This window comes from Methanococcoides burtonii DSM 6242 (genome assembly GCF_000013725.1).
GTDB classification, from domain to species: Archaea; Halobacteriota; Methanosarcinia; order Methanosarcinales; family Methanosarcinaceae; genus Methanococcoides; species Methanococcoides burtonii.
The window spans coordinates 1,415,578-1,429,922 of the sequence record NC_007955.1 but is presented as its reverse complement, the minus strand read 5'-3'; the positions used below and the strand labels follow the sequence as shown (position 1 = coordinate 1,429,922).

Annotated in this window: 11 protein-coding genes, 2 tRNA genes and 1 pseudogene; 11 read left to right on the top strand and 3 right to left on the bottom strand. The window is 43.6% G+C overall.

Annotated features, from left to right (window positions below; all coding sequences use genetic code 11):
• Positions 1–71 precede the first annotated feature (71 nt).
• From argC to MBUR_RS06870, 8 genes and pseudogenes are all read left to right on the top strand, one after another.
• A complete protein-coding gene (argC, locus tag MBUR_RS06910) occupies positions 72–1,085 on the top strand; it encodes an N-acetyl-gamma-glutamyl-phosphate reductase (protein ID WP_048063576.1) in 1,014 nt (337 codons plus the stop codon).
• A 20-nt stretch (positions 1,086–1,105) separates the two neighbouring features.
• Entirely contained in the window at positions 1,106–1,570 is a 465-nt protein-coding gene (locus MBUR_RS06905; RefSeq protein ID WP_011499404.1) for a CBS domain-containing protein, read from the top strand.
• 9 nt (positions 1,571–1,579) lie between these two features.
• The gene (argJ, locus tag MBUR_RS06900; RefSeq protein WP_011499403.1) at positions 1,580–2,764 is read left to right on the top strand and encodes a bifunctional ornithine acetyltransferase/N-acetylglutamate synthase; all 1,185 of its coding nucleotides are present in this window, start codon (positions 1,580–1,582) and stop codon (positions 2,762–2,764) included.
• 35 nt (positions 2,765–2,799) lie between these two features.
• Positions 2,800–4,257 (top strand): ADP-specific phosphofructokinase, encoded by a 1,458-nt coding sequence (gene pfkC, locus MBUR_RS06895; RefSeq protein ID WP_011499402.1) that lies wholly within the window; start codon positions 2,800–2,802, stop codon positions 4,255–4,257.
• Between the two features lie 6 nt (positions 4,258–4,263).
• Positions 4,264–5,622: pseudogene (locus tag MBUR_RS06890) on the top strand (ADP-dependent glucokinase/phosphofructokinase).
• Positions 5,623–5,779: 157 nt separating this feature from the next.
• A complete protein-coding gene (locus MBUR_RS06880; protein WP_011499399.1) occupies positions 5,780–6,919 on the top strand; it encodes a helix-hairpin-helix domain-containing protein in 1,140 nt (379 codons plus the stop codon).
• Complete coding sequence (locus tag MBUR_RS06875) at positions 6,916–7,749, top strand: DUF4130 domain-containing protein (RefSeq protein ID WP_011499398.1); 834 nt, start codon at positions 6,916–6,918, stop codon at positions 7,747–7,749. The genes MBUR_RS06880 and MBUR_RS06875 overlap by 4 nt, the downstream gene beginning before the upstream one ends.
• A 14-nt stretch (positions 7,750–7,763) precedes the next feature.
• The gene (locus MBUR_RS06870; RefSeq protein WP_011499397.1) at positions 7,764–9,866 is read left to right on the top strand and encodes a helix-hairpin-helix domain-containing protein; all 2,103 of its coding nucleotides are present in this window, start codon (positions 7,764–7,766) and stop codon (positions 9,864–9,866) included.
• Positions 9,867–9,904: 38 nt separating this feature from the next.
• Here the strand turns inward: MBUR_RS06870 and hisB are convergent, their stop codons facing one another.
• From hisB to hisG, 3 genes are read right to left on the bottom strand one after another with little or no spacing between them, the layout of a single operon-like run.
• Complete coding sequence (gene hisB, locus MBUR_RS06865) at positions 9,905–10,480, bottom strand: imidazoleglycerol-phosphate dehydratase HisB (RefSeq protein WP_011499396.1); 576 nt, start codon at positions 10,478–10,480, stop codon at positions 9,905–9,907.
• A gap of 26 nt (positions 10,481–10,506) precedes the next feature.
• Positions 10,507–11,247: a 1-(5-phosphoribosyl)-5-[(5-phosphoribosylamino)methylideneamino]imidazole-4-carboxamide isomerase gene (gene hisA, locus MBUR_RS06860; protein WP_011499395.1), complete on the bottom strand. Its 741-nt coding sequence runs from the start codon at positions 11,245–11,247 to the stop codon at positions 10,507–10,509.
• Positions 11,248–11,257: 10 nt separating this feature from the next.
• Positions 11,258–12,112, bottom strand: coding sequence for an ATP phosphoribosyltransferase (hisG, locus tag MBUR_RS06855; RefSeq protein WP_011499394.1), 855 nt, complete (start codon positions 12,110–12,112; stop codon positions 11,258–11,260).
• Positions 12,113–12,408: 296 nt separating this feature from the next.
• Here hisG and MBUR_RS06850 point away from each other — a divergent pair, with 296 nt between their 5' ends.
• The 3 genes from MBUR_RS06850 (at position 12,409) to MBUR_RS06840 (ending at position 14,172) form a co-directional block, all read left to right on the top strand.
• Complete coding sequence (locus MBUR_RS06850) at positions 12,409–13,614, top strand: methionine adenosyltransferase (RefSeq protein WP_011499393.1); 1,206 nt, start codon at positions 12,409–12,411, stop codon at positions 13,612–13,614.
• A gap of 297 nt (positions 13,615–13,911) precedes the next feature.
• Positions 13,912–14,020: transfer RNA gene (locus MBUR_RS06845), tRNA-Tyr, on the top strand.
• 79 nt (positions 14,021–14,099) lie between these two features.
• A tRNA-Asp gene (locus MBUR_RS06840) sits at positions 14,100–14,172 on the top strand.
• Positions 14,173–14,345 lie beyond the last annotated feature (173 nt).

Below are 14,345 nucleotides of genomic sequence, written 5' to 3'. Positions count from 1 at the left end.
TGATAATTATTCTTATTTAGAAAATAACAAGCTTAATTAGTATTGGAAATATACATAGCACCATGACCGATATGATAAATGCAGGAATTGTCGGAGCTTCCGGTTATACCGGTGGTGAACTGATGCGTCTGCTTTTGAACCATCCGTATGTCAATATTGAAACGGCTACTTCACGCCGTTTGTCAGGTGAAGCGGTAAGTGACACTCACAAACATCTGCGCGGACTGGTGGATATTGAATTTGAGGACCTTTCTCCTGAAGATATCAGGGGTAGATGTGATGTTGTCTTCGTAGCTGTACCCCATGGGACCGCAATGAACATAGTTCCCGAGCTTATTGATGATAATACTAAAGTTATCGATCTTAGTGCCGATTATCGTTTGAAGACAAGTGTCTTCGAACAGGTCTACAATATGGAGCATGTTGACCCAAGGGATGCTGTTTTCGGTCTTGTAGAACTCCATCCTGAAGTGAAGGATGAGTCCTTCGTTGCAAATCCGGGATGTTATCCCACAGGTGCAATTCTGTCAGCTGCTCCTCTTACGGCTGCAAAACTTCTCAAGATGGCCATATTCGATTCCAAATCCGGAATAACCGGGGCAGGGATAAATCCTACAATGGTGTCCCATTATCCTAACATGGCAGAAAATGTCCAGGCATATAAACTGACCACTCACAGGCATCGGGAAGAGATTCTTCAGGAACTGAACCGGTTGGACAATGCTTTCACTGATGTGAATTTCACACCACACGTTGTTCCTTCCATTCGTGGTATTCTTACCACTGCACATCTTTTCACAAAGGAGAAAATGTCGTTGGAGGATGTACGCGGTCTTTATCACGAATTCTACAAGAACAAGCCTTTTGTGAGGGTCGTTGATGATATTCCTTCCCTTAGCGCTGTAAAGGGCTCAAACTTCTGTGATATTGGGTTTGAGGTAGATGCCAACACCGGGCGTGTCGTTGTTGTTTCAGCAATTGATAATCTGGTAAAGGGTGCTTCAGGTCAGGCGATCCAGAACATGAACCTTATGTGCGGTTTTGATGAGACCACCGGTCTTCGTATAGCTGCAACATCCCCATAAATTACATAGGAGATTTGATCATGAATGTAAAAGATATTATGAGCAGTAATGTCATTGTATGCAGTCCACAGGATACTATTAGCAGTACTGCACAGTTGTTAAAGAAAAAGAACATTAGCGGTGTTCCTGTTGTTGATGAGGGCAAGGTCGTAGGGATAGTTTCCGAAGTTGACCTATTGAAATTGCTTAACATCCCTGAACATGGTGGTCTCTGGCTTCCCAGTCCTTTCGAGATAATTGAGATACCTATACGTGAGCTCATTGGTTGGGAAGATACCAAAAAGATGCTTTCTGATGTTGGTTCAAAACCTGTCAGCGACATAATGGAAAAGGATGTGTTCACGATAGGTCTGGAAAGTTCAGTGGAGGACGCTTCCAGATCAATGAGCCGGCACAAAATTAACAGACTTCCTGTTGTCGATAATGGTGAAATTGTAGGCCTTATAACCCGCGGTGACATCATTCGCGGTCTTGCAGGTATTTAAAGTGATGTTATGAAAACTAAAGATAGCGGCCTATGTGCAGTAAAAGGAGTTCGTGCTTTCGGTATCAAGCCGGGAAAAATGGGCCTTGCGATAATCGTGGCTGAAGGGAATGCTGCGGGCGTTTTTACCAGGAATAAGGTCATAGCTGCTCCACTGATCGTTACAAGGGAAGCCCTTGGTAAGAATGGCAGACTGGCAGCGGTGATAGCAAACAGTGGAAATGCCAATGCTTTTACAGGTGAGCAAGGTCTCGCCGATGCAAGGGAAATGGTCTCTATCCTTTCTGAAAGACTGGGTGTCGATAGTGACCTTGTCGCAGTGGCATCTACCGGTGTTATTGGCAGGAAGCTCGATATTGACTGGATACGTGATAATGTCGATGAAGTGATGAGCGGTCTTGTAGCATCACCTCAGGGTAACAGCCATGCTGCAAGGGCCATAATGACCACTGATACGTTCCCAAAGATGACTGCGATAGAGCTTGATTGTGGTGTATGTATAGGCGGGATCGCAAAGGGTTCCGGCATGATTGAGCCTAACATGGGAACTATGCTTGGTTTTGTCTACACTGATGCAGCTCTTTCATCGGACGTACTTGATGGATGCCTCAGGGAAGCAGTTGACCGAAGCTTCAATATGGTCGTAGTGGATGGGGACACAAGTACTAATGATATGGTGCTTCTTACAGCTACGGGAGCTACCGGTATCTCTCCTGATATAAATGAATTTAAGGAAGGACTTGAGCATGTTCTTGTAGACCTTGCAAAACAGATCGCAAAGGACGGTGAAGGTGCTACCCGGCTTATCGAAGCACAGGTAACTGGTGCAATCTCTGAGGAGGATGCTCGCCTTGTCGCAAAAGCCATTGTACGTTCTCCGCTTGTGAAATCTGCTATTTTCGGCAAGGATCCGAATTGGGGTAGAGTTGTTGCAGCAGCAGGATATTCCGGTGCTGAACTGGAGCAGGATAGGCTATCTCTTGCTTTTTCTAATGGTGTGGATACTGTTTATCTTGTGGATGGGGGTAAGATCCTCTCTGAAGATAAAGAACACCTGCAGAAGCTGGAAGCTATCATGGGAAGTTTGGAAGTCATTATCATGGTGGGCCTTGCTCTTGGCAGTGCAAATGCGAAGGCATGGGGTTGTGATCTTACGTATGATTATGTAAGGATCAATTCTGAATATACTACATGATACTGCTTTGACGTTTTTTTATCGAAGGTGATCTTATGAATATTAGAGAGTGGGAATTTGTTTATCGTGAGTCCTATGATGACATTTGTTCGTCTCTGGACAATGTAAAGGGTATGTTCGTAGCTTACAACAGTAACATTGATGCTATCAAACATGTGAGTGAGGAAGATATTTCCATGCTGTTGGCTCAGGTTGACCAAAATGAAGTCCAAGATAAGTTGTTTGAATATCCTCGGCAGATCGATTCTCCTTCCGATCTTATGGCAAGACTTATTATTGCTATGCGGGATGGAAAAGCTGCAGAGGTTCCGACAAATACGACTGATATCCATGAGTGGCTTACTGATCATTTGGGGTTTGATAATGCACGAATGGGTGGTCAGGCAGGTATAATCTCTAATCTTCTGGCATCTATCGGACAAAATGTGATAACGTATGTCCCCTGGCTTTCCGCGGAACAGGCCGAATATTTTGTAGATTCGGACAATCTTTTATTTCCTGTTGTTGAAGGCGATCAGCTTAGACTTGTTCGTCCCAGGGATGCTTATGATCCTCAAAATAAATCTAAGGTGAACTGGATACTTGAATTCTCAAAAGGTATGGGTGTCAATTTTAAAGGAGAACATTTCATTGTGCCAAGGGACAATCGTCTCATCATCTCTTCTCGTCCAAAATGGATTCGTATAGAGATGGTTCCGGAATTGTATGAGCGGATACCTTCTCTTCAGGCGAATATAGATGGTGCGCTACTTGCCGGTTATCAGATGATAAAAGAAAAGTATGAGGATGGTTCGACCTATATGGATTACATTGATAAAGCTGTCAATGTGATAGAAAGGCTAAAGGAAGGAAATCCGAATATCCGCATACATGTGGAGTTCACGTCCATTCAAAATAAGCTTATCAGACAATCTATCCTTAAATATATCGTAAAAAAGCACGTTCATTCATTGGGGCTTGATACAGTTGAAGTCGCAAATGCGTTGAACGTTCTTGGTTATGAAGAGCTTGCATATTCTGTCATCAATAAGGGCGAGAATGCGATAGTTTCTCTTTTTGAAGGTGCGGTGAAGCTTTTAAAAGAGCTGGAACTTGAAAGGGTGCACGTCCATTCTCTTGGCTTTTACATCTGTGTTGTTGCTAAGGATTGTCCTGTGTCTGTTCTCGATCATCGTAAAGCATTGTTGTTTGCTTCCACTACCGCAGCTTCACAGGCATTACTTGGGGAGATCGTTTCACTCGAAAGTACAGTTGCAGGTCTTGATGTTCCTGTTTCTGACAAAGGACATGGTGACCTTGGGAGATTGGAGGACCATCTTGTGAATAGTGGCATGTGCTGTATGGAGGATTTCGAGAATGGCTGTATTCGTACACCCCAGTATGATGCTATTGTTATTCCTACAAAGGTTGTTAGTGAGCCAGTAGCTACCGTTGGCATTGGCGATGTCATTTCAGCAGCTGCATTTGCAGGTTTTCTTTCAAAGCTTAAATGAGGTAAGATGATGAAGTTCCTCTGCGGCTACAACATGAATTTGGATGCTGTTTATTCTATTACAGGGGAAGATATTGCTGAATTGCTGGAATTAGTGGATGGGGATGTTCTATTCGACAGTTTTCAGCGTTCTTCGGGCGCTATCACTTCGATCTCTGATCTCATTGCAGGTCTTGTTGGCTGCATGCAGGATGGGACAGGCGCTGAATGGTTCATTCAGGAAGTGTCCGTTTTTAGGTTTCTGATGGACCATTTTTATGACCGGGCGGTGATACGTGTTGGTGGAAATATGGCGATCATGGCAAACGTTATGTCTGAGATGGGAGCAGAAGAGGTTGTCGTTAATCCGGTGGGGGATGTTGGATCGATAAGGCCGTTGATATCAGGAAAGAATGTGATCTTTCCAGAAGAACGTGATAATAATCTGAAAAGCAGTCTTAAAGGTGCTAAAGAAAAGATCGTACATTTTGTCTTTGACTTTAAGGAAGGGCTTAGTTTTGAGCTTTTCGGGAAGAATATCACTGTTCCGAGGGAGAACCGGTTCATTGCTACTTATGATAATGTGAATACTGAACTCTATATATCTCCTGCTTTTGAAGATTACAGTCTTGAATATGTGAAAGTTGCGAATGGTGCTATTGTTTCAGGTTTTAATCAGCTTCGTTCAAGTTATCCAGATAGTTCTGGTCCTGTTGAGAAGTTTGAAAAAGCTCTGTTTTTGATAAAGGAATGGAAAGAATTAAATTCGGATCTGCTGGTCCATGCTGAGCTTGGACATTTTTCCACCTATGAGATGGCAGTTTTCATATTTACGGAACTTTCGGGCATTGTGGACAGTATTGGGATGAACGAGGATGAAATAGCTATGTTATTTGAGATACATGGCATTCCAAAAGAACGATTTCAGGAGATAAATTCAATTGTTATAGTTGAAGCATGTGTGAAATGTATTCATGCAACCGGCCTTAAGAAAATGGTTGTCCATACTCGTGATTTTATTATATCGGTCTTTAGAGATACGGTCTCTTCATGTAATCATGAGATGCAAAGTCTGGAATTTGGAATTATGTGTGCTGCATTTTTTGCAGCGACAGGTAAACTTCCATATAGACCCGATATTGAAAGTTCCGTGACTAAGTTTTCCAGAAGTGAATACGGGTTATAGCAGATGGGAAGTGTTCAAGATCTTCTGGATGGGGATGTTGTCCAAATGGGTTCAGAAGTGGGATTGTGCGGGAAATATGGTTGTCTCAACGTTTGTATTTTGCCAACTTTGCTTTGCGATGATCCCATATCTACGGTCGGATTGGGGGATACGGTTATGTCAGCTGCATTTTTGAGATGGGTAGAACTTTTGAATAGTTAAACCCGATATATTTTCGTACATACATTTAAAGGATGTATTATTATCTTTCAGATTCAATATTATATTTATATTATGCTAGTACTTCTATATTCTTTTAAATAATACTTTCACCTCGCTTGGCTGTCTGTTATATATTTAAGTGCCAATTTATCAACTAATGAGTGCTTATAGACAGAACGAACATCATCTGACCTTATCAGAGAGAATGCAGATCCTCTCTGCAGGTACTAAATATGACAGTTGCAATCAGAGTGCTGTCTGTCATGCTTTTGGTCCCGATGGAAGGTGTATACAGCTCTATAAGACACTGTTATCGAATTCCTGTGCAGGGGAGTGTGCCTATTGTCCGAACCGCTGTGAGCGTGAGACTAAAAGAGCCTTTCTTGAACCCGTAGAAATTGCAAAGATCACCTGGTCATTTTACAGAAGGAATGCCATCGACGGTCTGTTCCTGTCTTCTGGCATCATGGGGGATGCAGAGTATACTTCGCAGAAGCAATTAGAGGTGGTGGAGCTGTTGCGTGGTCAGGGGTTTAAAGGCTACATCAATATTCGCGTGATGCCTGGCACTCCGAAATATCTGCTTGAGCAGATCGCAGACCATGCCGATAAGTTTGGTGTAAATGCAGAGACTACCAATTCCGTTAATTATTCAGAGATATGTCCGAATTTTGATTATAAGAACGATGTTCTGCAGAGGCTGAAATGGACAAGGGACCTCATTGAGAAGAAAAGAAGTGAATACTCCGGTATGGGGAAAATGGTTGGTGCAAATGACACTCAATTCGTGTTGGGTGCGGTCGCTGAGTCTGACAAAGAGGTCGTGAAGACGGTCCACAGGTTCATGGACAAGTATGCATTGCGAAGACCTTATTTTATGAGCTTTGACCCTGTCCCTGATACTCCGCTCGAGAATGGTTCACCTTCACCTAAATGGCGTGAGCAGAGGTTGTATCAGATGTCCTTTCTTTTAAAGGACTATGGTCTCAGGTCAAGCGATTTCGATGAGATCTACGATGAGTATGGCTATCTTTCAAATGCTGACCCAAAGGAAGTGCTTGCACGATCACAGCCGGATCGTTTTCCGGTGGATATCAATTCCGCTGAAATGTCCGAGTTGCTTATGGTTCCCGGAATTGGGCCGATAAGTGCTAACCGTATCGTGCGTGCCCGTCCGATAGTTTCCGAGCAGGAACTTTGCCGGGTGGGTGTGGTAGTTTCCCGTGCAAGACCTTACATTTCTATCAATGGTTCAAGGCAGATGAACCTTTCATCCTTTATGGGGGCATGTTCATGATAATAGCATTTAGGTCAAGTGTAGAAGGGGTGCTGCTTGCATGTTTAGCTTTCAGGGATGATCCTGGTTCTGAACTGATATTTGCTAACGATGTGGGGGAGCTTAAGAGGAAACTCGATCTTTCAGGTATTGAGGGTGAGATCAATATGGTAGGGTTTGATCCTTCCTATAGGTCCGAGTCCTTATCTAAGGAGATATTTGGGAAAAGTAAACCTCGTATGGCAAGGTTCGACCCTGAACCTCTAAGGTACGTAGATCTTCTTCTAAGGCACAAGGGTTGTGATCCTGCTGGACTTGTGCGATTGTTAGTTTCCTGCAATGGTGATTCTGATATACTCTATTCAGGGAATGACATGATCGCGAAACGTTACTATAATTATATGCGTGAAGTGGGCAAGGCATATGAGAGGTTGTGTATGTTCGCACGTCCGGAGCTTAAAGGTGGCATTCTGTCTGTTGTTATTGATACTCCTCACGATATTGCTGATATGTTCTGCAGGTGGCTTGTCAGAAAAAATCCAGATGTTCCTGTAGCCGTTATTAAAAATGATTCTGCGTGGGTGGGCAACGGTGATCTTATTGGACTTGATCGGTTTGCAAAGATCACTGCATCCTTTGTGGAAAGCCTTCGGTCAACATCAAGATCAGATGATGTGGATAAACTCTGGGATCTCTACTATAATTCCCAGATGATAGATTCAAGGAGAAATCCTGGGCTTGCGAAAAAAATGCAGCCTAAAAGTTCTGCTTCGGTAAGCAAGATGGCAAAAAGAGACCGGTATAAGGTTGAAAGGGGCATTGCCAGCTGTACCCTTGATAGTTTTGCATGAAGATGGGTGATATAATGAACGGGTTACAGGATATTCCGCGTATTGGTGAGAAAATGGCGAAACGCTTTCAGGAGCATTTTGGTGGGGAGGATAGGGCAATGGATGCTATTTTAAGCGGTGATATCGCAAGTATTTCCGAAGTTGAAGGAGTAGGGCAAAGATATGCTATTTCTCTTGTACACGAAGTGCGTGCACAGTTCGAAGGTGTTAGTATGGAAGATTTCCTTAAGACAAAGGAAGCTTCGGATATCTATGAGAGGCTTCTGGATATCATCAAGCAGTTCACACATACAAGATATGCAAAGGACAAGCTTCATGTCTACATACCTTATCCTGCAAGCAAAAAGGCACTCATCGAGGATATTAGGAAGGATGTTGCCGGGTATATGAGGACTGCTTGCGTATTGGGTGACAATGAAGAACTTATCACGCTTCTATCCAATGTAAAGGCTCTGGATGTCAAATGCAACCCGCCGAAAGTTAGGTCCAGGGCAATTCTGACTGCCGATAGCAAGCAGTATGAAGTTGCACGGCAGATGTTCGGGGATCTTCTGGATGTCCAGTTCGTGAAGGGTGCGGGGGAGTTCGTTGATACTGCAAGAGGGTATTCCCATGTTGTTGCTGCTGATGACAAGTGCATGGCCTTTGACCTTCCTGAAGATGTTGATCCTGAGTTCATTCCTGATATTCGCAAAGCAAATATGTGGCAGATAGTGCCGGAGAAGGAGATCTACTTCTTTGCGAGGAATCTTAATACGCTTGAATGCTGTATCCAAATGGTTGAGATATTACGCTGTTCAGGTATATGTTCCCTTGAAGATATTGCGGACGATGATATTGAAAGATTAAAGCAGACTCTTTCTCTTATAGATGGGGATGGGGATGTCAGGGAGGGTTCTGATAATCGTATCGATCGTCTTATGATGATCTCCAGAAATGTCGATAATTGTGTTTCAGAAACCATTACTGCTGCCAATGTCACTCTTAATTCCTGTCTGGAAGAGAGCAAACTTACGCTTAGTGGTCAGGACATGCTTAAGGTAATGAACGGGAAAATGGAGATAAAGGACCTGCTCGAAAAAGAGCTGTTCCATTCTTACAGTTCTGTTATCAAGACCGCAAAAGAAAAGATCGTGGCGGACCTTGCGCTTGAAAGGAATGAGCTGTTGTCCCTTGATTCCTTTTTCTCGGATGAGATCACCTATCCTCTTGAAGTGAAACAGGAATGCCTGTATTCTTTTAAGCAGCAGATCGTAAATCAAGTGGAAAAACTGAAGGTTCGGCACAAATGCAATATTGCGAGGACACTCTCGGAGTTCCATGATGTTGCTCAGAGGATGGTTCATGAAGCCCTTGATTTCGATGTGGGCTTTTCAATAGGTTGCTTTGCAAAGGAGTTCGACCTTCATCTTCCTGATTTCATTGAAGGGACTGGTATTGCGTTCGAGTCGGCATCGAACCTTTTCATAAGAACTCGGCATGGTTCGGTCGTACCTATTGATTATTCGGTAGGCAATACCTCCTATGATCCTGATGGGAATGGCAGTCGAGTTGTCCTTTTGAGTGGTGTCAATTCAGGAGGAAAGACCTCTCTGCTTGAATTGGTGGCACAGTGCGTTATTCTTGCCCACATGGGCTTCCCAACTCCTGCGGTGAACATGGAGATAGGTCTTGCGGAAGAGTTCTATCATTTCGGAAAATCCAAAGGTACCCTGGACGCCGGAGCTTTCGAGACCACACTTGTTGATTTTTCAGTTGTTGCAAACGATTCTCCAAAGCTTGTTCTGGCAGATGAACTGGAATCCATTACTGAGCCGGGAGCTTCTGCAAAGATAATTTCGGGAATACTGGAGGTGCTTTCTGAGAATGATAATGGCATGTCGATTTTCGTGTCACATTTATCAGAACTTATCCTTGAGAACACTGAATGCAATGTACGAGTTGACGGTATCGAAGCAAGCGGGCTTGATAAGGACCTGAACCTCATAGTTGAAAGGACGCCAAGGTATAATTATGTTGCAAAGAGCACTCCCGAGCTCATAGTCGAGCGTTTGTCAAGAAAGTCAAATGGTCTGGAGCAGGACTTCTATAAAAGATTGCAAAAAAAGTTCAAGTAAGCCGTAAGAATACGGCTTTTTCGCTTTGTTAGGCTGCTTTAAAGCACACCTTTTGTACTTTTGATGCCTTCGCCTTCTATTTTAACAGCACGGCGGAGGGCGTATGCAAATGCCTTGAAAAGGGCCTCTATCTTGTGGTGGTCATTGTAACCTGTGACAGCTATGTGCAGGTTCATCTTTGAATTGTCTGTGAGGGATTCAAAGAAATGTCTCACAAGTTGAGTGTTCATTTCACCAACTCTTGGAGCTTCGAACTCAGCCTTCATTACGAGATAGGTTCTTCCTCCCAGGTCCAGGACCACATCTGCAAGCGCCTCATCCATTGGGATACGTGCATCTCCGAATCTGGCAATTCCGTCCTTATCTCCGAGTGCTTCAGAGAGCGCCTGACCAAGAACTATTGCAGTGTCCTCTATCAGGTGATGTTCATCAACGATCAGGTCACCGGTGGCTTCGATGATCAGATCTAAATTTCCGTGTTTGGCAAAAGAGGTCAGCATATGGTCAAAAAATCCTATTCCGGTATCAATGTTGGATGAACCGGTGCCATCCAGCTCGAGTTCCATCTGGATGTCCGTCTCTTTTGTCTTACGTGTGATCTTTGCGTTTCTCATACTTTTCCTCTGGCCGATTTCGATAATCAATTTTTATCACTGATTATATTTATTGCTTCCGTCAATGTGAACCTTTTCTTGTATAATGCACTTCCCACAACAACACCTGCTGCACCGGTGTTCTTCAGCGTGACAATATCTTCAAGGGTGGTTACGCCACCAGATGCAATAACAGGTATGGTGACAGCATTGACAAGTTCTTCTGTAGGTTTTGGGTTTACTCCATTTAGCAGGCCTTCGGAGTCAATGTTCGTGAACAGGATGCTTCCGGCTCCCTTCTCTTCAAACTGGCTTCCCATCTCAACTGCTGTATGTTCTGATTCCTTTGTCCAACCTTCGATGGATATCTTTCCGTTCTTTGAATCGAGTGCAACATTTATGTGTTCACTTCCAAATTCATCGGAGAGTTTTTTGATAAGTTCGGGATCCTTTAACGCAGCTGTACTAAGAATTACTTTGTCAATACCAATATCGAGTAAGGTTGCAGCATCTTCGAAGGAGCGTATTCCTCCACCTACCTGGATGTATATTCCCTGTGGTTTGCATTTTTCGACGATCTTTTTTATAATAGGTGCATTTGTTCTGTTCCCTTCTATCGCACCATCAAGATCGATAAGATGTAGTGTTCTTGCACCCTGGGAAACCCAGTCAAGGGCGACTTCAACGGGGTCATCGAGGGATATCATCTCGCTTCCGGGCACGCCTTGGACGAGCTGCACACATTTGCCGCCTTTCATATCAACTGCTGGTATCACTTCAAAGCTCATCTTGTCACCTTTAGGGTATCATTCTTTCGATAGGCATCACAAGTATGTCAAAAGCACCTGCAGCTTTAAGCTTTGTAATAGTGGCAAAGATGATGTCTGCGTCCACGACGGCATGTACTGCCACGATATCTTCCTTGGATTCGACTTTCATTATAGTTGGTCCGGCAAGTCCGGGAAGTACTTCCTTTAAATCATCGACCACTGTGATTGGAGCGTTCATCATCAGATATCGCTTTGCTTTGGCATGCATTACGCTCTCAAGGGCTGTTTTGATGTGTTCTATCTTCTCTTCCGTTTTTGCGGTTTCGTGATTTGCGATCAGATATATGGATGATGAGAATACCTTTTCGATGACCTTGAGATGGTTCATTACAAGGGTCGTTCCTGAACTGGATATGTCCACAATGGCATCTGCAATGCCGACATGTGGTGTCATTTCACATGCACCGCTGACCTTTACTACATCAATTTTTATCCCGAGATCCTTGAAATACCTTGCAGTGATGCCGGGGAACTCAGTTGCCACACGCATTCCATCAAGGTCATTTGCCGATGAGATATCTGATTCTTCAGGTACTGCAAGTACAAGGTCTGCTCCTCCATATTTTAGGTCAAGGAGCATCTCAACATCTGATTCGGTCTCAGAGATAAGGTCCAGTCCGGTGATGCCGACATCTGCTGCTCCATCCTGGACATATTCCGGAATGTCTGCTGCTCTTGCGAACAGGAATGTGATCTCCGGATCGTTTGTTTTTGCAAACAGCTTTCTGTTGGAACCTCCAAGTACGGGAAGTCCTGCTTCCTTGAACATCTGTATGGTGGGCTCGTGTAATCTTCCTTTGTTAGGTATTGCAATACGTATCATATGAAGTCCTTCTCACAGAACGGGTTTAGTTGTATTTGTTCTATTTATTATAGAACTGTTCTTGGGTCTATGTCTTGAAACACATTTATCCTTTATAAGTATTGCATGGTAGCATTGAGACTATTGACATTATCTCTTTTTCTTTTTATTACTTTTTATTATTACCTGAGGTTATTAATGCGCACGTGGGTAGTAATGATTATATATAAATTGTTCATCTTATACACTAAATCCAACTGACATGTGGTTTTCACATTTCTATCTGATTTATTGAAATTTTTAAAAAGAGGCTAAATATGATCCGAAATATCAAAGTGGAACATCTCCATGAGACTCCTATCGAAAAACAGGAGACCGAACTTGTTGAAAGAAAGGGTGTAGGTCATCCGGACAGTATCAGCGACGGTCTTGCAGAAGCTGTGAGCCGTGCTCTTTGTAAAGAATACATTGACAAGTGTGGAGCTATTCTTCACCACAACACCGATGAGACTCAGATTGTTGCAGGACGCTCCCGTCCTGAGTTCGGAGGCGGTGAGGTCCTCAAGCCTATTTACACTCTTCTTGTGGGGAGGGCTACCATGGAATTCGATGGTATGGAGATCCCTGCAGAGACAGTTGCCCTTCAGGCTGCACGTGAATATGTCCGTAATACAATTCCTGCTATGGACCTTGAGCGTGATATGATCATTGATTGCAAGCTCGGTACAGGCTCTTCTGATCTTAGGGATGTTTTCACCAGGGACCATGTTCCAATGGCGAACGACACTTCATTCGGTGTAGGTCATGCTCCTTTCTCTGAACTTGAACAGGTTGTTTACAATACTGAGAGGCAGCTTTTGACGGATCTTAAGAAAAAGAAGATCCCTGGAATTGGGGAAGACATAAAGGTCATGGGTCTCAGGGAAAATAATGATATCTCTCTTACTATATGCTGTGGTATGGTCGGTAGACACATCGATGACATGGACCACTACATAAATGCAAAGGAAGAGATGACCGAATACGTTCTTGATCTTGCTACCAAGTACACCGACAGGACAGTTTCAGCCCGCATCAATGCTGCTGACAAGGTCGATGGTGGCTGTGATTGTGTTTTCCTTACCGTTACAGGTACATCTGCTGAAATGGGTGATGATGGTTCAGTAGGGCGTGGAAACAGAAGCAACGGTCTTATTACTCCAAGCAGGCCAATGAGCATGGAAGCAACAAGCGGTAAGAACCCTATCAACCACATTGGTAAGATCTATAACTTGCTCTCTACCCAGATGGCAAGGGATGTTGTCAGTGCTGTTGATGAAGTAAGCGATGTTCATATCAAGCTTCTCTCCCAGATCGGAATGCCTATCGATCAGCCACTTGTGGCAAGTGCACAGGTAATACCTGAAGATGGTGCTAACTTTGCTCACATCCAATCCGAAGCGGTAGTCGTCATTGATGACTGGCTTGAGAATATCACTAAGATTACCGATATGGTGGTTAAAGGCGAACTTGATACTTTCTAATTTCGATATATCTTATATATTGGGACATAGATGTATGCGAGATCCGTTTTCGATCAAAACTGCCCCATCCTTTTTATTTTTACGGTATTTCTGTCATTTTCTAATATTTTCTTCGATTTTTTCACATCTCTATATGCGGTTTCTACATTTCGGTCTATTCTTTGTCCATTTTGATCGTCATTATGTTCATATGCATCCCCTCTGTGGGTCGATTGGCGAAAAGAATAAGTATTATTATATCTATAGAGGGGTTGTATCTCACTCAAGTGGGATGGGATTATGCTGATTTCAGTATGACCCGCCTTAACTCAGTGGTAGAGTGCGCGGCTGTAGTATGGAATATGCGACTTGTCGCACATATCGCGCAGGCACCGCGATGTCCCCGGTTCGAGTCTGGGAGGCGGGACTTAACATCCTAAATTCGCGAAAGGTTTATATGCCTATCAGCGTATTAGGGGTGTGCTCACACAGCAAATAAACGCAATGTCCGAATAGTGTAGAGGCCTATCATGGAGCCCTGTCGAGGCTCCGACTCGGGTTCGAATCCCGGTTCGGGCGTACAATCTTACCGGCTGAAAATGCCGGTAAACATATCTTTTTCTAATACATTTTGATTTCATGTTGATTTTTTCTTTCAGGTCCTTAAAACTGCTTCTCAGTTCGGGGTTTGTGTTTTTGAGATAGCTTTATATATAATGAGCAGTTTTCGAGAAACGTTATTATAATACTGC